Raw genomic sequence first — 19,074 nt, 5'->3', positions numbered from 1 at the left:
TTACCCCTCTAAATCTCTCCGAAGGGGAGACTTTAATGTTAGTCCCTCCCTTCGGGGAAAGTGTGATGTGGTTCAAGCATCTCCGCCAGTACACCTTCTTTTAACGAGTTGGTACACATGCAAACTTTGCTGATGCTCAATTTCTCCATAATGAAGCGGGTAATGAGCGAGGCCACCACGATCATGTCCACGCGGACAGGTATAATGCCGGGTGTTTGTTTGCGTTGCTCGTGGCTTGATTCGATGAGCGTATCGGTTATGGATACCAGATCGTCAGTATCAAAAGTGTAGTTCTTAATTTTTTTAATGTTGAAGGCGTGGCCTTTTTGCAATTCAACCAGCTCAACAAAGGTTTCGAACGCGCCCGATGAACCAATAATAGCCTCCACCGGATGTTGGGCCGTAGCGGCAAATAGATCAGCCAGCTGACCTTCTACATAAGTTTGAAGTTCGACTATAGATTGCTGTGGGATGGGATCAACGTCATGAAATTTATCCATCAGGCGGGCGGCACCTATTTCAAAACTTTGCTTCCAGATAATCCCTTCGTTGTTGCCCAGAATAAACTCTACACTACCACCGCCAATATCCATCACCAGGGCGGTTTTGGCACCTAAAACACCAGATAATATTACGCCTTTATAAATGTAAGCGGCTTCCTGTTCGCCCGTGATGATCTCTATTTGTATGTCGGTTTGGGCTTTTACTTCCTCTATAAAATGCTGCCCGTTAGCCGCATTGCGTATGGCCGATGTAGCTATGGCACGTACTTCTGTTATATTATTCTCGTCAATATCTTTTCTAAACAATTGCATGGTTTGTAAGCCACGCTCAAAAGCCGCGTCTTGTATGTAGCTTTTATTAATACCACCTTCGCCCAATTTGGTGGCAATATGTTCATGCACCAGTTCGCGGTAATCAGTTGCGCTGCCCTCAGCAATCAATAAGTGAAAAGTGTTTGTGCCGAGGTCCATAACGGCAACCGATTTATTCATATCACTCTTAAACTTATAATTGGGTAAAAGGTTTTATAATGTCTCATTAAACACGAGTTGATTATCAGTTTTTAGTTGTGTCGAGATTCTTTGCAGGATAAGAAATATGAGCAGGCTAGCTAGCAGAGTAATGAATCCAAAATACCTCACATATATTAAATTATCCATTTTAAATAGGGTAATAATTATCAAAGGCGCTAGCATGGTCGCAATCATGACAAAAATGGATGAAAAGAAAAATAAAGCATACGCGTTGCCGAGCGTTTTATATTTCATTTTTAGAGATAATAAGCCGCAATATACATTTACGATCAAGATCAGTAAGTTAAGCGGCGCGAAATAGTAATAGGCATGTTCGGGTTCAACAATATAAGACATAAATGTAGTACCCAAAATTGCTACAAGATGCAAGGCCAGGTAGAGATATAACCACACGATTTTCTCTGACCCGTTAAAATGTTTAAAAGCTATGACAAGGTAGATGAGTGTACATAGGTAACAGACTTGTGAAAAATAAGACAACGAAGTGTAAAGTGTTTCGTTAACGGCTACATCTTGAAGGTTTAGGGACCTAATAGTTATTTGAGTAACGACATGAAGGATGTTTAAAATAAATATAAGGTGTGTATTGGTACGGGTTATTGTCATTAGGTTGAGATGTTTTAAGTTACAAATTGAAGGTAACAAAAAAGCCCTGAAAATATCCAGGGCTCTTTATTATATATTCTTCCGAGATTTTCGTCTTCAGGTCTTATTCAAAATATTCCTTCATTCGCTCAAAAAAACTCTTCTCGTTTTTACCCGGTTGAGGTTTGAAGTTTGGCGAGTTTTGCAGTTTCTCTAACAATGCTCGCTCTTCGTTGCTTAACGCTTTCGGCGTCCAGATATTGATGTGGATCAATTGATCGCCGCGGTGGTAGGAGTTAACCTCGGGCACGCCTTTGCCTTTAAGGCGCAGTATTTTGCCACCCTGGGTGCCCGGTTCAATTTTAATTTTGGCTTTACCGTCAATGGTTGGTACTTCAATGCTGGTACCTAAAGCAGCATCAATAAAAGTAATATGCAGATCGTAAACCACGTTGCTGCCATCACGCTTCAAAGTTTCGTGCGGAACTTCTTCAATCAGGATGATCAGGTCTCCCGGCACACCACCACGTGGGGCAGCGTTGCCTTTGCCACTCATGCTTAGCTGCATGCCTTCGCTTACGCCCGCAGGTACATTGATGCTGATGGTCTCTTCGCCACGCACAACACCATCACCATGGCAAACGGTACATTTTGAAGTAATAACCGAACCTTCGCCATTACATGTAGGGCAGGTGCTGGTAGTTTGCATCTGGCCCAAAATGGTATTGGTTACCCGGCGCACAGCTCCCTGGCCACCACAGGTTTTGCAGGTTTGAAATGATGATTTATCCTTGGCGCCTGTACCATCGCAGGTTTTACAGGAAACCTGCTTGTTAACTTTTATTTTCTTTTCGGTACCGTTGGCTATCTCTTCCAGTGTAAGTTTTACCTTGATGCGCAGGTTGCTGCCGCGGGCTACACGCCTGCCGCCTTGTTGCCTGCCGCCACCTCCTCCGCCGCCGCCAAAGAAACCTTCAAACGGACTTCCGCCACCAAAAATATCACCAAACTGGCTAAATATGTCGTCCATATTCATGCTGCCGCCGCCGTAACCACCGCCACCACTGGCAGACGACGCGTTGGCTGCATGGCCAAACTGGTTATAACGCTGACGTTTCTCGGGGTTGCTCAATACCTCGTAAGCTTCGGCAGCCTCTTTAAACTTTTCTTCCGCGTCTTTATCGCCCTCGTTTTTATCAGGGTGATATTTGATAGCCATCTTACGATAGGCTTTTTTTATCTCGTCAGCATCGGCACCTTTTGATACGCCCAGTACGTCGTAGTAATCTCGTTTTGACATTTTATTAATTTCGGATCGAATGTTCGATTTCGGATTTATTTTATTTGTTATGCTAATCGGTATTTCTGCTTTCAATTAAATCCGAAATTGAAAATCCGAAATCCGATATCTCCCTTACGCTCCTACAATTACTTTCGCGAAGCGGATAACTTTATCATTAAGGTAATAACCTTTTTCCATTTCGTCAATCACTTTGCCCTTCATGGCATCGTTAGGCGCAGGTATATTGGTTATGGCCTCATGTATGTCAGCATCAAACGCCTGGCCTATTGATTCCATAGGTTTTAAGCCTTTTTGCGTTAATATGCTGTTTAATTTATTTTGAATTAAGTTAACGCCTTCTTTAACCGCGCTTACTTCGGTAGCGTTTTCCATGGCTTTGGCGGCACGCTCAAAATCATCCAGTAAGGGGATCAATGATACGATAACCTCTTTGCCGGCAGTTTGCAACAACTCTACACGCTCCTTGCTGGTACGGCGACGGAAATTATCAAACTCGGCATATAGGCGCAAGTATTTATCGTTAGCTAATGCTAATTCTTCTTTTAGTACATCTTCTGCACTTTTAGCATTCTCTTCGGTAGCGTTTGCTTCCGTGGCAGTAGTATCTACGTTCTCTGGCGTAACTTCAGGATTTTCTGAGTCAGTGGTCTTCTTTTTCTTCAACATGTCGTTAAAATTCATAGCTAATAGTGCCAAACAAGTACCTTGCCATTGTAATAAAATGGACAAGCTGTCAGCACTTCGTTATTTAACAGGTAGGGATGTCAGTGGGATGTATGCTTTGGCAGTTGTTATACTGCCAATGGCATATTAGATCTCAGCGTCTTCTAAAACTTTACCATTCTCGCATTTGATAATGCGCGATGGGAAAGTGCGGATAATATGATAATCGTGCGTGGCTACAACTACAGCGGTGCCCGATTGGCTGATCTGTTTTAGTAATAATACAATCTCTTCTGAAGTATCCGGGTCAAGGTTACCGGTAGGCTCATCCGCCAGGATAATTTCAGGATCATTTAACAACGCGCGGGCAATAACCACACGTTGCTGCTCACCACCAGAAAGCTCGTGAGGCATTTTCTTTAGTTTTGAACGCAGGCCAACTTTCTCTAATACATCAAGCGTTTTGTCTGCTATTAGTTTAGGGTCTTTCCAGCCGGTGGCGCGCATCACAAACTGCAGATTTTGTTCGATTGTTCTGTCTGTCAGTAATTGAAAATCCTGGAATACGATGCCCAGTTTGCGACGTAAAAAGGGGATGTCCTTATCCGCCAGTTTTTGTAACTCGTAACCGCAGGCGTGGCCGGTGCCATCGTTCACACTCAGATCGCCGTAGATCACTTTTAGTAAACTGCTTTTACCCGAGCCGGTTTGCCCGATAAGCCACACAAAATCGCCTTTATCAATATGCAGGTTAACTTTTGACAGTACCAGATGTTTTTGTTGAAAAATGCTAACGTTGTTTAGCTTTATAATAGAGTTTCCTATCATGATCCTTATAGTTCTAATTTTAATATCTGTCCAAACGGCAGGTCTTTAATGACGTTCATTATATAATCGGCCTTATCCGCCAGGCCAACCTTATCCAGGGATTTGTCGGGCCTGTCAACCCTGAAATAGGCCAGCAGAGTGAACTTGTCATCGCGCAGCTGCACATAATCCGGTATTTTGGCAACGCCTTTTACTTTTATAATATACATGTTTTTTAGTCATTGGTCATTCGCTTCGCGTCATTAAGTCATTGGTGAAACGACTAATGGCTCAATGAGCTAACAACCACTTTTCAAAGGTATTGTTATTTTAAAGATTTGCCAAGAAATCCATCGTATCTACACCATCGGCATAATCCCAAAGTTTGGGTTGCTGGCTGCCGCCCGGTTCAACTACCTGGGAGCTAACTGCAAGTGGCGTTTTGCTTACTACGCATTGTATATTGTCCTGTTGAGCATCAATAAGCTGTTGCACAGCGGCTATGTCATCATAATAGCTAAAGTACAACACAGCAAGTGGCGAGCTTAGTTGCTCGTTATCTTCCTTCAGTAACAAAAAGCCGTTATCAAAATGCTTGTAGCTGTTTACCAGGTATATTGATTTGTTGTAATCGTAATTGTTATTGTATTTGTGGTGATTGATGATTGGCTGAAATGGCATTATGGCTTCAAAGAAGATAGCCAGCTCATAATCCCTCGGTATTAAAATTTTTGATACGTTGCGGCAGCCCAGGCCGAAGTAATCAAAAATGTCATGCCCCAGCTGGAATATTTCGTGTTCGGTTTCTTTGCCTGTTAATACCGCTATACTATTCCGGTTTTTGCGGATGATGTTAGGCACCTTGCTAAAGTAATAATCAAAATAGCGCGAAGAATTATTACTTCCGGTGGCGATAACGGCATCAAAGCCTTGCAGCCTGTCAACAAATGTAAAGCTATCGGCAAAGCCTGGCTCAATATCAATCAGTATTTGCAAAACAGCCTTAATCAGGCGGGCGTCCTGGGTAGAGGCTTTGATCAAAGCATGATTACCACTGGCCAAAACGCTCAGCACATCATGAAACCCAACCAGCGGAATGTTGCCGGCAAGAATCAATCCAACCTTTTTTGGGGTGTTGTTTTTGGTAAGATCATAGTGTGATAGCCATTGCTCAATATCCGTAGCGTAAAGCATTACCGTGATAGCTTTAATGGCTTTTTCAACGCTTGCCGGGGTAAACCAGGCATTGTAACTATGTTCGGTATTAATGATATGCGTCAGCTCCTGGGTAGGGGTAGCCAGGCGTTCTCCTAAGGTTGTAAAGGCGTATGTAAGTTGTATAGGGCTAAATTTTGACATATATATGTTAACTGTACAAACTCTGAAAACGTTTTTTTGTTATATTTGCACAAGTTTGTTGTTTGCCACAAAGGTAAACTAGATATAAGAATTATAAAGAAATATGGCGATTATAATCACCGATGAATGCATAAACTGCGGCGCTTGCGAACCCGAATGCCCAAATAATGCAATTTATGATGCGGGTGCGGCCTGGAGATTTTCAGACGGTACCGGCTTAAGGGGAGTTATTGATTTTGGCGATGGTGTTACCATTGGTGCCGAAGACACCCAGGCGGCGTTGTCTGACGATATTTATTACATAGTGCCTGATAAGTGTACTGAGTGTGTTGGTTTCCACGACGAGCCACAATGTGCCGCTGTTTGCCCGGTTGACTGCTGTGTAGACGACGAAAATATACGCGAAACCCGCGAAGAGCTTTTAGCAAAAAAAGACTGGTTACACATAAACGAATAATCAGTTTAAAAGTATAAAGAAAAGGGAATGCGTAATGTATTCCCTTTTTTGTTGCCTGAAACATTTAAAAAACTATTGACGTACAAACCACCATATACCTTAATATGGAATACGGAATTTGCAATTTAGCTATAGTACCCATGCGTGCCGAACCAAGTGAGCGCAGCGAACAGGTGTCGCAATTGTTGTTTGGCGAAGCTTTTGAAATTTTAGAGTGGAAGGAAAACTGGGTACAGATAGTAACCGCTTATGATGAATATAAAGGCTGGATAGGTAGGTTACAGTTTGTAATGTTGGGCCATATAGCTTACCAGGAATTGCAATTAAACCAACCGCGATTAACCTACAGGGCCATTACCCAGGCCTGGAAGATAAGAGATAATAGTGTGCTTTACCTGCCTGTTGGCAGCTCATTAGCATTTTTAAATGGTACTACCTGCTATATTGATAAAGAGAAGTTTGAGATTATAGGCCAGATAGGCGAGAGCGAAAATATTGACCTGATTGCCAAAACTTTTATTAACGCGCCATACCTATGGGGTGGGCGCACACATTTCGGTATAGATTGCTCGGGTTTCACACAATCTATATTTAAACTAAAAGGCATTAAATTAAAGCGCGATGCCAGCATGCAGGCCGAACAGGGCAGGGAAATAAACCTAAGCGAAGGCAAAATGGGCGATCTGGCTTTTTTTGAAAACGCCGATGGTAAAATAACCCATGTAGGCATGTTGCTTAATAAAGAACATATCATCCATGCATCGGGTAAAGTGAAAATTGATGTAATTGATGATAAGGGCATCTATTCTGAAGAGCAAAAGAAATATACCCATAAACTAACCGTTGTAAGGCGTTACTTTTAAAGTATCGCCTTACAATTTAACAAACTTGGTTTTTCCTTCAATTTTATTGTCGCGGTTATTTGTTACTTGTACTACGTAAGTGCCTGGTAGCAATTCGGCTACGTTTTCCTGCCAGGTAAGTTCATTGGTGGTCGATCGTTTCATGATCCGTCCGGAACTGCTTAGTATGCTGATAGTATATGATTCGTTGGTCTTGGTGTTCGTATCCGGAATTTTAACGTTCACGACTTGCGCGGTAGGGTTAGGAAACACGGTGATGTTTGCCACGTTATTGGCCGCGGTATCGCTGTAGGTCAATGTAATATCGTTGGTGTAGTTTACCAGCCCTGTTTTTAAGCTTTCAATACTAACCCTGTACTTGTTTTTTCCTTTAACCGGGTCAATATCTACATATAAATAACTACCACTGCCTGATGATTGTACCTGGCCAATGGTTTGGTATGATAAGCCATTATCTAAACTGCGATTTACGTTGAAACGATAATCAGTAGCTTCGTTTTCGGTAGTCCAGGTTAAGCGCGAGCCTCCGACCGTTTTTTGCGCATTGAAACCAAGTGCACGCATAGCAAGCGCCAGGTTTTTACGTATTACCAGTGTAAAGCGTTTTGAACCGAATGAGGCAGCTTTGTCTTTGTAAATATTAAAATTGTAGGTGTCGTTGTTTTTTATGTCGAGCGAATCGTTGGTAAAAGCATCTTTTAGCCACAGATCATAATCCTTCGGCATATTTTGCATTTCGGCCAGTTTAAGCTGGTATATGCCGGTATTTGTACCGTCGGCAGCCAAAGGTATAACTACCTGTCCTGTTGCCGGTAGTTGCATTTGTTTAATAGCCGCGCTGATATTATCGCTTGACATTAGCGACAGGCTTACCAGTGCGCCGTTGCCGCCCAGGTCTTCCACGTCGTCATCTTCATTGAAAGTTGTGCCTGTTTTGTTATTGAAGGCAAGTACGACATCGTCGGTGTTAAGCGAATCTTTAATGATCTTAAAACGCAGTATTGGTTTAAGAGTTATCGGCACCGTATTGTTTAATGATGCCAGCTCACTTCGGGTGCTCATTATCCTGATGAGGTTGGCGGCTGTAGGCTGTGTAGTTGTTTTTGCTGCTTCGTGGAACCTAAGCGTTTGCGTGGTACTTGTGGCGCGTATGAAAAAGCCTTGCCCGCTGGCAATCATGTTGCTGGCATCCCCGGTGTATAAACTTCCGGCAGGTCGTACTGTGCTTGTCGTATCGGCAGGAAATGTTGGGGTTGATGTTTGTACGTAGCTATCATACTGTTTCGTGGTAGGATTAAATACCCATATTTTGCCTTGGGTAGTTGAGGCAGCCGGAAAGTTTCCGCCATAAATGGTAGAACTGCTACCGTTGCGGTTAAATTTCTCGAAGTTGATAGTTGACGCGTAGGGATTGCCCACTAAGGCAAAGCCACGTATAACCGAGTTTGCTATTGCTGCGTTATTGGTGTACGATAAGTAAGTGTTTGACCTAAACCAAAGCTTAACATTAACCCTTCCCGTATTGAGGGTGCCGGTTTGTGTAAAGGTTACATCTTCCGGATAATCATAAGGTGATACAACTTTGCTACCTGTTTGTGTAGCATTATCGGTTTTGTTGCCCCTGAAGAAGAAAAGTACACCGTTGCCTATCGGGATATTGGTAGTTGTGTCGTTTGTGTTAGCGGTTTTAAATCTGTTTTGGGTGCCGATATCGTAAGCGTTAGTATTGTTGATTTTGGTGATGGCTTTGTAGTTGCCCGAAGTAAATGTGGCATTACTTGAAGCAATGTCCTCACGATAGAGGTACAGACTTGGGTTAGTGCCGCTAGGGGCATTAAATCCGCCGGCACTTCCGCCAGAACCTGATACGTAGGAATCATTTAACAAATAATTCAGATCGAATGAACGATAACCTCCAGGGCTACCGCTGTAAACCGGCGATGAAATTAAACGATAGCCCCGCTTGTTCAAATTGGTGCTGCTGCCTTTAAAAAAACGCTGAACGTTTACATTGCCTGTTACAGCAGTGCCCGAAGGCATTACAGCCACGCTTGCCGAACCCGTAGCATCGGAATTAAGTGTTAAATTGCCGGCCGAAGCCAGCGTGGCTGTACCGGCCATGGTAAGTACATTGGCGCTGGCAACTGCAAACTTTCCGCTCATGGTTTTAGTACCTGTACCTTGAAAATTAACATTGGCAAATATTACGCCATTACCGCTGTCGCTGCTAACATCAGTTAAAGCCTGCGCGCCCCCGTTAAATGTTAATGCAGCACCATTGGTTGTAATATCTACTTTTCCGCCTGTTGAGTTCCAGTCGCCTGCTATAGTGGTGCTGCCAGATTGAACGGTTTTAACGCCAGCGCCCGAAAAACTTAGATTTTGATAAACGCTGGGCGAAGTATCAAATGAGGCCGGGCTTGTATAAACAGTTTGGGCCGAAGTGCCCGCGTAAATTAAAGTTGAGGTACCTGATCCGGGGCCGTAAAAATCATAAGTTGCGCCTGCGGCACCACTATAAAAGTTACCCCCAATACTTAGGGTTGCAATATTACCGGTAGAGTTGCCTGTAGGGTTAAGTAGAAGTTTGGCGCTGTTTGAAACCGCCGGATAGGTGATAATAGTTATGTTGAAGCTGGGCAGGCTTATATAGTTTGAGTGGCTTACTTGGATGTGCCCTGTTACTTTTACCGTACCGCTCAGTATATTTAAAGTATTGTTGTTCACATTACCTGAAGTGTTACCTCCTACGGTAGCTGTTGATGACGCGGTGTTAACAAATAGGTTATCGCTCACATTTAAGTTTTGTATTGATAGATTGACAGTTGTTAGATTGGTTAAATTTGCATTTACAATACCCAGGAAGGGTGCAGGCGGAGCGCCAACGTCACCGGCGTAAAATCCTCTGCAGGATATGGTGCCTGGGCCTGTAATAGTGTTTGTAACAGATGTATTAGTGGTAGTGGAGTGACGTTGTATAAAATCGCGGGTGGTTAATGTAATGCCGCTGTTAACAGTAAATGTAACAGCTTTTAAAACGCCAATGGTTATATCTTGTACCGTAGTAGTTACGTTTACGGTAGGTTGGTTGTTAAATGATAGGGTGTAACCTATGTAAACATTGTCGGTAGCTCCCGGAACAGTAGCGGGAGACCAATTGGACGGTGTGTTCCAATTTGAATTGGTTGTGCCTAACCAAATAATGTCAGCTGCCGAACAATTTGAACACAAGCCAAGTACACCAAATACAACCGTAAAAATCCACCACTTTTTCATACAAAACCTTAGTTTTAAACTTTCGTCTCTGATAAAAAATTAATTACCGAGAAATTAGTTTATTCTAATTTGTTGTACGACTGAATTAAGGAATGGTTTGTTTATGCACAGTAATGAACAAAATGAACAAGAATGGTCACTTTTAATCTTTGAGCAAGCGCTTTGATTAACTATAGGTTAATTAAGAAAAATTGGGTAGTTTAAAGTGTTATATCCCAAAGAATAACGCGCTTATCATCGCTCAAAGAAATAAGCTGATTTTCGTTCCACGCAACCTTGTTTATAGACAGGCGGTGGCTCTCGTAACCCTTTTCGCGACTAATGACTTTATAAAGCTTGAAATCATCCGATCCCCAAAGCTTAATGCTTTTATCCATACTGGCTGTAGCAAAATAAGGTTGAGTGGGGTGGAAGGCGATATGGTTAACCGCGAAAAGATGCGCGGGGATATTTTGAATTAGCTCGAAGGAGGTGGTATCCCAGATTTTCACCTGGGCATCCCTGCTGCCTGATACCAGGTAATCTCCGGCAGGATAATATTGCAAAGAGAAAACAGCCATGGTATGGCCTTGTAATACACTGATCGGTGTGTAATCTTCCAGATCGTAAACACGCACCGTATTATCGCGACAGCCAAAAGCTACCTGTTTTTCATCGGACGATATACTGATGCAACGAACGGTATCGGTAGATACCTGGAGCGTGTGCAGCAACTGCAGAGTATCCAAACTCCAAATAGTAACGGTACCGTCTTCGGAAGCGATAAGCAGTTCCTTTTTGCCGTTAACCGATTTGATATCGAACACAGGTTTACGGTGCACACGTAAAGGCGTCAGGAGTTGCTGCTTAATAAAATCAAACACCAACACTTCGCCACTGCGCAATCCGGTAAACATCAAAGGATAGCCCTCAGGGCAATGAATGCTATAGATGGAAGTAGCCACAGGGAACATCACCTTGATGAATGAGTTTGTTTTTAAACTCCATTCCACCACACCTTTATCATTACCGCCGGTAAACAATATACCCGGCTTCTGCGATAGTGCTAACGCAAAAATAGGGTTACTATGCCCGGTAAGTTCAGCGGTTTTTTGTACGGTGATCATTTTTTAGTCGATAGTCCATAGCTCATAGTCCATAAAGACTCTGGACTTATTTATGTCTTTGTTCCAGGTTCTTTGCTATAGTTTCCAGTGTCAAACCTTTTTCGTGTAGTAAAACGATAAGGTGAAACATCAAATCCGATGCTTCGTTGATCAGGTCTGTTTCGGTTTCGGCCAAGGCGGCTATAACGGTTTCAACGCCTTCTTCGCCTACTTTTTGGGCTATTTTGTTGAGGCCTTTTTGTTGTAGTTTGTTAACGTATGATCCTTCTTGTGGGTTTTCGTACCTGTCGGCTACTATTTGCTCCAGTTGCAGGATGAAGTTTTGATTGTATTCTGTTTTGAAGCAGCTACGGTCGCCGGTGTGGCAGGTAGGGCCATCGGGTGAGGCTTTGATCAGGATAGTATCCTTATCGCAATCAATATGGATGCTTTTAACATGCAGAAAGTTATTGCTGGTTTCGCCCTTTGTCCATAAACGGTTTTTTGAGCGGGAGAAGAAGGTGACGATATTTTCCTTAACGGTTTTATCATAAGCTTCCTGGTTCATGTAGCCCAGCATTAATACTTCAAGGGTTTTATCGTCCTGTATCACTACGGGTACTAAACCGTCTGTTTTGCTAAAATCTATATTCATTTTTATTATCTAACTTCAATATCCCTGCCTCTTAAGATCTCTTTCAGGTCAGGGATCAATATTTCTCCGTAGTGGAACACCGATGCCGCTAAAGCAGCATCCACATTTGTACGCTCAAACACATCTACAAAATGCTGTGCAGAACCCGCGCCGCCTGAAGCGATAACCGGGATATTCACCGCATCATTTACTGTCTTCAATAAACCATGATCGAAACCGCCTTTGGTACCGTCATGATCCATCGAGGTTAATAGTATCTCACCGGCACCACGGCTTTCGGCTTCTTTTATCCAGTTTAGCGTCTCCAGTTCGGTAGCAATGCGGCCACCGTTTAAGTATACTATATCGGTACCATTATTATGGCGGGTATCCACAGCTACCACAACAAACTGTACCCCAAAAGCTCTCGCTAATTCATCAATCAAAGCCGGATTACGTACAGCTGCTGAGTTGATAGAAACTTTATCAGCACCAGCATTTAACAAAGCATCAGCGTCCTCAATTTTACTGATGCCGCCACCGATAGTGAACGGAATATTGATTTGCCTGGCTACGGCTTTCACCATATCAATGGTGGTGCCGCGGCGTTCGTGGGTAGCGGTTATATCTAAAAACACCAGCTCATCGGCACCTTGTTGCGAGTAGTTCCAGGCCAGCTCCACCGGGTCGCCGGCATCGCGCAGGTCAACAAAGTTCACACCTTTTACAGTGCGGCCGTCTTTAACGTCAAGGCAGGGGATTATTCTTTTGGCTAGCATAGTTTTGTGTTTGTCATTGCGAGCGTAGCGTGGCAGTCGCGAACTTTTCTCCGTGCGATTGCCACGCTACGCTCGCAATGACATTTTTGTTAAAGGGGGCTAGGGGGCTAAATTGACATTAATGAGTCTAAATTCCAGTGTTTCACTTCATCCACTGTAATTTTGCCCTCGTATATAGCTTTACCAACCACAACCGATTCTACTTTCAGTTTGCTTAGGTCTTCGATATCTTTCATTGAGCTTACACCGCCTGAGGCGATTAGTTTAATGAAAGGAGAGTGGTCAAGAAGTTTGCTGTAAAGCTCGATACCTGCACCGCCCAATTTACCGTCTTTATTAATATCGGTACACAAAAACCGGAAGAAGCCAAGCGATAAGCATTTGTCAACATAATCCATCAGTTTTATTGGCGAACTTTCCATCCAACCTGAGTATTTGATCACTTCGTCCAGTACATCGATAGCAATAACTACCTGGTCTGAACATTTGTCGCGACCGCAAACGGCTTTGCTTAACTCATCCAAAAACATTGGGTTGGTAATAGCCTGAGTGCCTACAATAACCCGGTGAACGCCTGCGTCTATCAATTCTTTAACTTTATCAATACTGCGGATGCCACCACCGTATTGCACCTGCATATCTGTTTTTTTAATAACATCAAACAGGTATTGCTGGTTAGAAAAGTCGTTTTTAGCACCATTCAAATCAATGATGTGGATAAAGTTTGTGCCGTTTGACTGATATTTTTCAATCATTTCTTCAATCGTCACATCGTAGGTAGTAACTTGTTCGTAATCGCCTTCGCGCAAACGCACTACCTTTTTATCCAAAATATCTATTGCAGGAATTATGTACATGTGTTCTATATTTTTGAAAAGTTTTTTAATAAAGTTTCACCGTAAACGCCTGATTTCTCGGGGTGAAACTGTACACCATAAAAATTGTTCTGCCAAATTGATGCCGAAAATTTCAGGTTATAGTCTGTTGATGCTAATGTATATACGTTACTGTATTCAATAAAGTATGAATGTACAAAGTAAAAGTGTGACCCATGCGGAATATTTTCAAAAAGGGGATTCTCCTTTTCGGCAAACACCTGGTTCCACCCGGTATGCGGTACTTTGTGTGTAGCGTCGCTGGTAAATTTCTTTGTTTTTATGGGGAAGATGTTCAGCATATCCGCATCACCTTCTTCGGAATGGGCGGTTATTAACTGCATCCCCACACAAATACCCAGCGTTGGTTTGTTTAGGGCCTTTATTGCAGGCACCAAACCGGTATGCTCCAATTTTTGCATGGCCGCGCCTGCATGACCCACACCCGGAATGATATAACGATCAAACTGCTCCAGATCTTCCACCGTATGCACCATGCCGTAGGCGATGCCCAGCCTATCCAGCGTTGCTGTAAGCGAAAATATATTACCGGCTCCGTAGCGTATTATACCTATCATTTTATTGAGAATCAAGAGTCAAGAGCCATGAATCAAAATAGCCTGTCCCGGCTCTTGATTCTTGGCTCTTGATTCTATTTACAAAAGTCCCTTTGTTGACGGCAAAACCATCTTATTTACATCCCTTTTTACGGCCATCTTTATGGCTTTGGCAAAGGCCTTAAAGATAGCTTCAATTTTATGGTGTTCGTTTTGTCCTTCGGCTTTAATGTTCAGGTTACATTTTGAGGCATCGCTGAATGATTTAAAGAAGTGGTAGAACATCTCGGTTGGCATATCGCCAACTTTTTCGCGTTTAAAATCGGCATCCCATACCAGCCAGTTACGGCCGCCAAAATCAATGGCGGCTTGTGCCAGGCAATCGTCCATTGGCAGGCAGAAACCGTAGCGCTCAATGCCTTTTTTGTTTCCTAAAGCTATCGCGAAAACCTCGCCCAAGGCAATGCCGGTATCTTCAATGGTATGATGTTCGTCGATATGAAGGTCGCCTTTGGTAGTTATCTCCAGGTCGATGCTGCCGTGGCGGGCGATCTGATCTAACATATGATCAAAAAAATGCAGACCGGTTGATATTTTAGCTTCGCCGGTGCCATCCAGGTTTATTTTTACGTGGATGTCGGTCTCTTTGGTGGTGCGCTTGCTTTCGAAAACGCGTTCGCCCAATTTTAAAAATTCGTAGATTTTATTCCAGTCGGTGGTCTCTAAAGCGATAACGCTTTCGATATCACCAACGTTTTGTGCTTCGTGGCCGCCAAGATTTCTTTCATCGTTTAGCCAGATAGCCTTTGCGCCCAGATTTTTGGCTAGCAGAATATCGTTACGCCTGTCGCCAATGGTGAATGAATTGGCCAGGTCGTATTTGGTCGTATCAAAATACTGGGTAAGTAAGCCTGTGCCCGGCTTGCGGGTAGGAGCGTTATCTGTGGGCCATGTTTTGTCGATATAGATGGCACTGAATTTTACACCTTCATTAGCGAAAGTTTGCAGTATGAAATTATGCACCGGCCAAAAGGTATCTTCCGGATATTTATCGCTGCCCAAGCCGTCTTGATTGGTGATCATTACCAATTCAAAATCCAGCTCCCTAGCTATTTTGGCCAGGTTAGGTATGGCGCCCGGGTAAAATTCAAGCTTAGCGAACGAATCTATCTGCTCATCGGCAGGTTCCTTGATCATGGTGCCGTCGCGGTCGACAAAGAGTATTTTTTGCAGATTGCTCATTTAAAATTCTGTAAGGTTTTTAACAACATTTCGTTTTCCTGCGGCGTACCTACAGTTATGCGTAAGCTGCCCTGGCAAAGCTCTACTTTCGAACGGTCGCGCACGATAATACCATGTTCAACCAGGAAGGTATAGATCGCTTTCGGATCTGTTGTTTTAACGAGGATAAAATTAGCGTCGGATGGGTAAATATCCAGCACAAAATCGAAGTTTTTCAGTTCCAGTACTAATTTATCACGTTGGGTTAATGTTTCTTTGATCCAGCCATTCACCTGGTCAACATTAGCTAAAGCTTTTAGCGCCAGTTGCTGCGATGCTTCGTTCATGTTGTAAGGTGGCTTTACCTTGTTCATCACTTCAATGATCTCTTCGCTGGCAAAAGCCATACCCACACGCAAACCGGCGAGGCCCCAGGCTTTTGACAGGGTTTGTAACACCACCAGGTTTGAATACTCGGTTAGCTCCTGTATAAATGTTTTTTGGCGACTGAAGTTAATATAAGCCTCATCAACCACCACAATACCGCTAAAGTTGGCCAGCAAGGTTTCCACATCATCACGATTGATAGAGTTGCCGGTAGGGTTGTTTGGCGAACAGATGAATATCAGTTTGGTGTTTTTATCGATAGCTTCTGATATACCTTCCAGGTCTAATTGAAACTCTTCAGTTAGCGGTACTTTTTTGGTTTGGATATCATTGATATTAGCCGATACTTCGTACATACCATAGGTAGGCGGTACTAAAATTACATTATCCACACCTGGGTTACAAAAGCTGCGGAAAAGGATATCAATAGCCTCATCGCTGCCGTTGCCAATGAATATATTACGGATAGGCACGCCTTTGATCTCGCTCAAACGCTTTTTAACGTTGTATTGCAATGGATCAGGGTAGCGGTTATATTGCTCGTCCAACGGCGAACCGAAGGCATTTTCATTCGCGTCTAAATACACACTTGCCTCTCCCTGAAATTCATCACGTGCGGATGAATAAGGGGTGAGGTTTTTAATGTTTGGTCTTAATATTTTATTAATGTCGAACATTTGTCTTCTTCATTATGTCATTGCGAGCGTAGCGTGGCAATCGCGAACTCTACAAGTCTTTACTTTTCCCCGTGCGATTGCTTCGTTGTTCGCAATGACGGATTAAATTTTATTTATTTCATTCTAACCGTCACCGCATTTTTATGCGCATGCAAACCTTCCAGCTCCGCCAGTATCTCAACCGCAGGACCGATATTTTGTATCCCTTCCGGACTGATATGCTGAAATGTTACTTTCTTCACAAACGAATCAACCGAAACGCCTGAATAAGCTCTTGCATAACTGCTGGTAGGCAAGGTATGGTTAGTGCCCGAGGCATAATCGCCCGCGCTTTCAGGGGTTAAATTACCCAGGAAAACAGATCCCGCGTTGATGATCTTATCGGTAATGGTCTGCCATTTTTCGGTAGCTAAAATCAAGTGCTCGGGCGCGTACTGGTTGCTGAAATCCATCGCCTCATCCAGTGTTCGGGTGATGACGATGTATGAGTTTTCCAACGCTTGTTTAACGATCTCGGCGCGTGGTAATACGGCGTTTTGTTTTTCTACTTCGGCCAAGGTTGCTTCGGCTATTTGGGCCGATGTGGTTACCAATATGGCCTGGCTGTCAATACCGTGTTCGGCTTGTGCTAGCAGGTCAGCGGCTACGAAGGCTGGGTTAGCCGTCTCATCGGCAATTACCAAAACTTCCGACGGACCCGCAGGCATATCGATAGCCGTTGTTGTAGTTGATTGTATAATAGTTTTAGCTTTGGTAACAAACTGGTTTCCAGGTCCAAATATTTTATCAACTTTAGTAATAGTTTCTGTACCGAAAGCCATGGCAGCAACCGCTTGTGAGCCTCCCGCCAGGTAAATTTTATCAACCCCTAATAACAAAGCCACATAAGCAATAAAGGCATTCACCTTGCCATTTTTCTGCGGTGGCGAACACACTATAATCTCATGGCAACCGGCAATACGTGCAGGGATCCCCAGCATTAAAAAGGTGCTTGGTAATACAGCTGTCCCGCCAGGAATGTACAGGCCAACTTTCTCTATCGGCCTTAACTCGCGCCAGCAGGTAACACCGGGCATGGTTTCTACCTTGTCCTCGGTTTTTAGCTGGGTTTGATGGAATTTGTAGATGTTATTATAAGCCGTTTGTAAAGCGGCTTTCTGCTCTTCGGTAATTACAGAAGCAATCTCATCCAATTCGGTTTTATCAAGGTAAAGTTTGCTTAAAGTAACCTTGTCAAACTTTTCGGCATAATCTAACAAAGCTTTGTCGCCATGTTGTTGTACGTTAGCTAAAACGTCTTCGACAATGGCGCGTATCTCGTTAGCCGGATCAACGTTGCGTTGTACCAGGTTGGCTATATCGGCTTTGCTTAAGTTTGAATAGTTGTATGTCTCCATATCAGTTGGCAGTTTTCAGTTTGCAGTTGGCAAGCTGCATACACTGCAAACTGCCCACTGCAAACTGCCTACTAAAATATTATCTTCTCAATAGGCATTACCACAATGCCCTGCGCGCCGGCTTGTTTCAGCTGGCTTATGCGATCCCAAAAATCACGTTCCGGGATAACTGTATGTACGGCAACCCAGCCTTCTTCGGCCAATGGTAATACCGATGGACTTTTAACGCCAGGTAATAATGCTAATACCCCGTCAAGTTTCGCTTTCTCAACGTTTAATACTACGTATTTAGTTTCCTTTGCACGTAACACCGATTGTATACGTTGGATCAACTCCTGTATCAAAGGGTTGTTCTCACTGCCTTTTGAACCTATTAAAATAGCTTCAGACGACATTACATCGGCAAATGGTTTTAGTCCGTTGCTTTTTAGCGTGCCGCCGGTTGATACCAGGTCGCAGATCGCGTCGCTCAAACCCAAACCCGGAGAGATCTCTACCGAACCGGAAATGGTGCGGATATCAGCCTCTATTTTTTGTTTTTTAAGGAATTTACCTAATATAACCGGGTAGGTGGTAGCTATAGCTTTCCCGCCCAGGTCGCTTAACGCGGTAATGTCGCTGTTATTAGTTACCGCAATTTTTAATGAGCACTTGCCAAAGCCAAGGTGCTGCAGGTAGCTAACAGAAACTTCAGTTTCTTCAATAACGTTTTCGCCTACAATGCCCAAGTCAGCTATGCCGTCCTGCACGTATTCAGGAATATCATCATCACGAAGGAATAATATTTCAAGCGGAAAATTAGAAACAGGAGAGATCAGCGAGCTTTTATAATTCTCAAAATTTAAGCCGCAATTTTTTAGTAACTCAACAGATTTTTCGTTAAGTCGACCCGATTTTTGGATCGCTATTTTAAGTGTCTTCACAAATTATGATTAAAGGAAAAAATATAATAAAAATTACAAACGGGGGTTGTTATTTCGCGTAGAAACATACATTATCTATTCACCACATAGTGGTGATGGTGCAGATGCAGATGATGTAGTTGTAAGTTTCCCATTTTTATTATATAGTAAAACTATAGATTAGTTCTGCAAATATAGTCAGTTATTTAA

General features: G+C 43.2%; 18 protein-coding genes. 2 read left to right on the top strand and 16 right to left on the bottom strand.

The annotated features are described in order from the left end of the window. Positions 1 to 38: 38 nt before the first annotated feature. From AC59JT_RS09380 to AC59JT_RS09355, 6 genes are all read right to left on the bottom strand, one after another. Positions 39 to 995, bottom strand: a complete 957-nt coding sequence (locus tag AC59JT_RS09380; RefSeq protein ID WP_497398082.1) for a Ppx/GppA phosphatase family protein — start codon at positions 993 to 995, stop codon at positions 39 to 41. A gap of 751 nt (positions 996 to 1,746) precedes the next feature. Continuing rightward, positions 1,747 to 2,922: a molecular chaperone DnaJ gene (dnaJ, locus tag AC59JT_RS09375; protein ID WP_497398080.1), complete on the bottom strand. Its 1,176-nt coding sequence runs from the start codon at positions 2,920 to 2,922 to the stop codon at positions 1,747 to 1,749. A 114-nt stretch (positions 2,923 to 3,036) separates the two neighbouring features. Further along, the gene (locus AC59JT_RS09370) at positions 3,037 to 3,606 is read right to left on the bottom strand and encodes a nucleotide exchange factor GrpE (protein WP_497398078.1); all 570 of its coding nucleotides are present in this window, start codon (positions 3,604 to 3,606) and stop codon (positions 3,037 to 3,039) included. A gap of 129 nt (positions 3,607 to 3,735) precedes the next feature. Then, on the bottom strand, positions 3,736 to 4,416 hold the full coding sequence (locus AC59JT_RS09365; RefSeq protein WP_497398076.1) for a cell division ATP-binding protein FtsE: 681 nt from the start codon (positions 4,414 to 4,416) through the stop codon (positions 3,736 to 3,738). Positions 4,417 to 4,421: 5 nt separating this feature from the next. Further along, positions 4,422 to 4,625, bottom strand: coding sequence for a fructose-6-phosphate aldolase (locus tag AC59JT_RS09360; protein WP_497398074.1), 204 nt, complete (start codon positions 4,623 to 4,625; stop codon positions 4,422 to 4,424). Between the two features lie 100 nt (positions 4,626 to 4,725). Then, positions 4,726 to 5,754 carry a uroporphyrinogen-III synthase gene (locus AC59JT_RS09355; RefSeq protein WP_497398072.1) on the bottom strand — a complete coding sequence of 343 codons (1,029 nt, stop codon included), beginning with the start codon at positions 5,752 to 5,754 and terminating at the stop codon, positions 4,726 to 4,728. Positions 5,755 to 5,857: 103 nt separating this feature from the next. Here AC59JT_RS09355 and AC59JT_RS09350 point away from each other — a divergent pair, with 103 nt between their 5' ends. Together AC59JT_RS09350 and AC59JT_RS09345 are read left to right on the top strand one after the other, a co-directional pair. Next, on the top strand, positions 5,858 to 6,211 hold the full coding sequence (locus tag AC59JT_RS09350) for a 4Fe-4S dicluster domain-containing protein (RefSeq protein WP_497398070.1): 354 nt from the start codon (positions 5,858 to 5,860) through the stop codon (positions 6,209 to 6,211). Positions 6,212 to 6,315: 104 nt separating this feature from the next. After that, positions 6,316 to 7,074: a C40 family peptidase gene (locus AC59JT_RS09345; RefSeq protein WP_497398068.1), complete on the top strand. Its 759-nt coding sequence runs from the start codon at positions 6,316 to 6,318 to the stop codon at positions 7,072 to 7,074. A 9-nt stretch (positions 7,075 to 7,083) separates the two neighbouring features. On the opposite strand, the gene AC59JT_RS09340 is transcribed toward AC59JT_RS09345, so the two are convergent. The 10 genes from AC59JT_RS09340 to hisG form a co-directional block, all read right to left on the bottom strand. After that, positions 7,084 to 10,350, bottom strand: a complete 3,267-nt coding sequence (locus tag AC59JT_RS09340; RefSeq protein ID WP_497398066.1) for a DUF8693 domain-containing protein — start codon at positions 10,348 to 10,350, stop codon at positions 7,084 to 7,086. 200 nt (positions 10,351 to 10,550) lie between these two features. Then, positions 10,551 to 11,456: a WD40 repeat domain-containing protein gene (locus tag AC59JT_RS09335; RefSeq protein ID WP_497398064.1), complete on the bottom strand. Its 906-nt coding sequence runs from the start codon at positions 11,454 to 11,456 to the stop codon at positions 10,551 to 10,553. A 46-nt stretch (positions 11,457 to 11,502) separates the two neighbouring features. After that, positions 11,503 to 12,090 (bottom strand): bifunctional phosphoribosyl-AMP cyclohydrolase/phosphoribosyl-ATP diphosphatase HisIE, encoded by a 588-nt coding sequence (hisIE, locus tag AC59JT_RS09330; RefSeq protein ID WP_497398062.1) that lies wholly within the window; start codon positions 12,088 to 12,090, stop codon positions 11,503 to 11,505. A gap of 5 nt (positions 12,091 to 12,095) precedes the next feature. After that, positions 12,096 to 12,848, bottom strand: a complete 753-nt coding sequence (gene hisF, locus AC59JT_RS09325; protein ID WP_497398060.1) for an imidazole glycerol phosphate synthase subunit HisF — start codon at positions 12,846 to 12,848, stop codon at positions 12,096 to 12,098. Positions 12,849 to 12,955: 107 nt separating this feature from the next. After that, positions 12,956 to 13,705, bottom strand: coding sequence for a 1-(5-phosphoribosyl)-5-[(5-phosphoribosylamino)methylideneamino]imidazole-4-carboxamide isomerase (locus tag AC59JT_RS09320; protein ID WP_497398058.1), 750 nt, complete (start codon positions 13,703 to 13,705; stop codon positions 12,956 to 12,958). A gap of 5 nt (positions 13,706 to 13,710) precedes the next feature. Next, positions 13,711 to 14,301: an imidazole glycerol phosphate synthase subunit HisH gene (gene hisH / locus AC59JT_RS09315; protein WP_497398056.1), complete on the bottom strand. Its 591-nt coding sequence runs from the start codon at positions 14,299 to 14,301 to the stop codon at positions 13,711 to 13,713. 78 nt (positions 14,302 to 14,379) lie between these two features. Continuing rightward, positions 14,380 to 15,522 carry a bifunctional histidinol-phosphatase/imidazoleglycerol-phosphate dehydratase HisB gene (gene hisB, locus AC59JT_RS09310; RefSeq protein ID WP_497398054.1) on the bottom strand — a complete coding sequence of 381 codons (1,143 nt, stop codon included), beginning with the start codon at positions 15,520 to 15,522 and terminating at the stop codon, positions 14,380 to 14,382. After that, the gene (hisC, locus tag AC59JT_RS09305) at positions 15,519 to 16,565 is read right to left on the bottom strand and encodes a histidinol-phosphate transaminase (protein WP_497398052.1); all 1,047 of its coding nucleotides are present in this window, start codon (positions 16,563 to 16,565) and stop codon (positions 15,519 to 15,521) included. Before hisC ends, hisB begins: the two co-directional genes overlap by 4 nt. Positions 16,566 to 16,678: 113 nt before the next feature. Beyond that, entirely contained in the window at positions 16,679 to 17,962 is a 1,284-nt protein-coding gene (gene hisD / locus AC59JT_RS09300; RefSeq protein ID WP_497398050.1) for a histidinol dehydrogenase, read from the bottom strand. 71 nt (positions 17,963 to 18,033) lie between these two features. Next, positions 18,034 to 18,885, bottom strand: a complete 852-nt coding sequence (gene hisG / locus AC59JT_RS09295) for an ATP phosphoribosyltransferase (protein ID WP_497398048.1) — start codon at positions 18,883 to 18,885, stop codon at positions 18,034 to 18,036. Positions 18,886 to 19,074 lie beyond the last annotated feature (189 nt).

The sequence above is a fragment of the Mucilaginibacter sp. A3364 genome (assembly GCF_059690715.1).
This window is presented reverse-complemented; position numbering and strand designations above follow the sequence as displayed.

Coding starts and splice junctions, on each gene's coding strand:
- hisF (WP_497398060.1), bottom strand. CDS start 12,848: ATGCTAGCCAAAAGAATAATCCCCTGCCTTGACGTTAAAGACGGCCGC.
- AC59JT_RS09355 (WP_497398072.1), bottom strand. CDS start 5,754: ATGTCAAAATTTAGCCCTATACAACTTACATACGCCTTTACAACCTTA.
- hisC (WP_497398052.1), bottom strand. CDS start 16,565: ATGTTCGACATTAATAAAATATTAAGACCAAACATTAAAAACCTCACC.
- hisIE (WP_497398062.1), bottom strand. CDS start 12,090: ATGAATATAGATTTTAGCAAAACAGACGGTTTAGTACCCGTAGTGATA.
- hisH (WP_497398056.1), bottom strand. CDS start 14,301: ATGATAGGTATAATACGCTACGGAGCCGGTAATATATTTTCGCTTACA.
- AC59JT_RS09380 (WP_497398082.1), bottom strand. CDS start 995: ATGAATAAATCGGTTGCCGTTATGGACCTCGGCACAAACACTTTTCAC.
- AC59JT_RS09365 (WP_497398076.1), bottom strand. CDS start 4,416: ATGATAGGAAACTCTATTATAAAGCTAAACAACGTTAGCATTTTTCAA.
- AC59JT_RS09340 (WP_497398066.1), bottom strand. CDS start 10,350: ATGAAAAAGTGGTGGATTTTTACGGTTGTATTTGGTGTACTTGGCTTG.
- AC59JT_RS09320 (WP_497398058.1), bottom strand. CDS start 13,705: ATGTACATAATTCCTGCAATAGATATTTTGGATAAAAAGGTAGTGCGT.
- AC59JT_RS09350 (WP_497398070.1), top strand. CDS start 5,858: ATGGCGATTATAATCACCGATGAATGCATAAACTGCGGCGCTTGCGAA.
- AC59JT_RS09370 (WP_497398078.1), bottom strand. CDS start 3,606: ATGAATTTTAACGACATGTTGAAGAAAAAGAAGACCACTGACTCAGAA.
- dnaJ (WP_497398080.1), bottom strand. CDS start 2,922: ATGTCAAAACGAGATTACTACGACGTACTGGGCGTATCAAAAGGTGCC.
- AC59JT_RS09345 (WP_497398068.1), top strand. CDS start 6,316: ATGGAATACGGAATTTGCAATTTAGCTATAGTACCCATGCGTGCCGAA.
- hisD (WP_497398050.1), bottom strand. CDS start 17,962: ATGGAGACATACAACTATTCAAACTTAAGCAAAGCCGATATAGCCAAC.
- hisB (WP_497398054.1), bottom strand. CDS start 15,522: ATGAGCAATCTGCAAAAAATACTCTTTGTCGACCGCGACGGCACCATG.
- AC59JT_RS09335 (WP_497398064.1), bottom strand. CDS start 11,456: ATGATCACCGTACAAAAAACCGCTGAACTTACCGGGCATAGTAACCCT.
- AC59JT_RS09360 (WP_497398074.1), bottom strand. CDS start 4,625: ATGTATATTATAAAAGTAAAAGGCGTTGCCAAAATACCGGATTATGTG.